Consider the following 1,371-nt stretch of genomic DNA (forward strand, 5'->3'; position numbering starts at 1 on the left):
ACTGGTCAACTATTTCTAATTTTAGTGCTGCTGATAACTCTGGCTTTTCGCTCATCTGACTACATTACCATATTTTTCGGCTCTCTGCGGAACTATTTTTTACCTGAATCCTTACGACGCAGTTTGTTAGCCAATAAATCGTCATAGGGAAACGGTACTAGGAAAATCTTACCCTTGGTCATGGAATGGTTTACCGTCAGTTATGGTATAAATGTCTTCTTCGGGGTCGAGGATTGAACCAAACTTAGGCTCGATTGCTACTGTTTTAACCCATTCAGGATCGTGGAATGGCAAGCCATCAGCTAAAGTGTAGATATCTTCTGCTGAGTCTCTCAGAGAATCAAAGGCCCGATTGCGGATCGCAGTTTTTAGCCATTCATATTCTTCTAGTTTTGCTTGGTTAATTAGGGCAGCTTCTAGTGCTTCCAGTCGCTTCAGGTCTGCATAAGTAATGATAGCAGCGATCGCCCTTCCTTCCTGTTCTATGACAATTCGTTCTCCAGTATCCTCGACACGGGCGATTAGTTCGGGAAATCTGTCATTAGTTACGGTTACATTTAGTTGAGTCATCTTTTACCTCGCTACTAATCCTTCTATCATATCGTGTCCACTAGCTTCGGTTGAAAAGTATTTTTGATGCTGTAGGGGCGGGTTTTACCAACAATAATTGCCTCAAACCGACAATCTCATAAACCCGCCCCGCCCCCGCTTGGGCGGCAAATCCCTATTCTTGAATCAAGGCTTGAAACCGAGTATGCGATCGAATGCTGTCAAAATCCGAGTCAGTTTTTGCCATTTCTCGGTATTCGTCAGGATTCAGATTGATGGCTTGCTGCAAATTCTGAATTGCTTGGTCAATCTGACCGTGTAACGCATAGCAGCAAGCTTTATTATAGAATGTTGCGTCATCATCTGGTTTGATTTCTAAGGCTTTGTCGTAGGAGGCTATGGCTGCTTCTAATCTTCCTAATTTACCAAGTACATTGCCCCGATTGTACCAGGCAACGTGATAATCTCGTTTGATTTTTAAGGCTTTGTCGTAGGAGGCTATCGCTTCTTCCCCTCTTCCTAATTTACCAAGTACATTGCCCAGATTGTACCAGGCAACGTAATAATCTCGTTTGATTTTTAAGGCTTTGCCGTAGGAGGCTATCGCTTCTTCCCCTCTTCCTAAATCATCCAGTGCATTGCCCCGATTATTCCAGGCTTCGTGTAAATCTGGTTTGATTTCTAAGGCTTTGTCGTAGTCGGCTATCGCTTCTTCCCCTCTTCCTAAATTACCCAGTGCATTGCCCCGATTGTTCCAGGCTTCGTGTAAATCTGGTTTTAATTCTAAAGCTTTGTCGTAGGAGGCTATCGCTTCTTCCAATC

General features: G+C 43.6%; 2 protein-coding genes. Both read right to left on the minus strand.

The window, feature by feature from the left end; all coding sequences use genetic code 11:
• Window positions 1–168: 168 nt before the first annotated feature.
• Window positions 169–570 carry a type II toxin-antitoxin system Phd/YefM family antitoxin gene (locus tag QUB61_RS07445; protein ID WP_333125812.1) on the minus strand — a complete coding sequence of 134 codons (402 nt, stop codon included), beginning with the start codon at window positions 568–570 and terminating at the stop codon, window positions 169–171.
• A gap of 154 nt (window positions 571–724) precedes the next feature.
• The coding region (locus QUB61_RS07450; RefSeq protein ID WP_333189885.1) for a tetratricopeptide repeat protein at window positions 725–1,371 on the minus strand (647 nt) is incomplete at its 5' end.

The sequence above is a fragment of the Microcoleus sp. C2D2 genome (assembly GCF_036702495.1).
In the GTDB taxonomy this organism is placed as follows: domain Bacteria; phylum Cyanobacteriota; class Cyanobacteriia; order Cyanobacteriales; family Microcoleaceae; genus Microcoleus.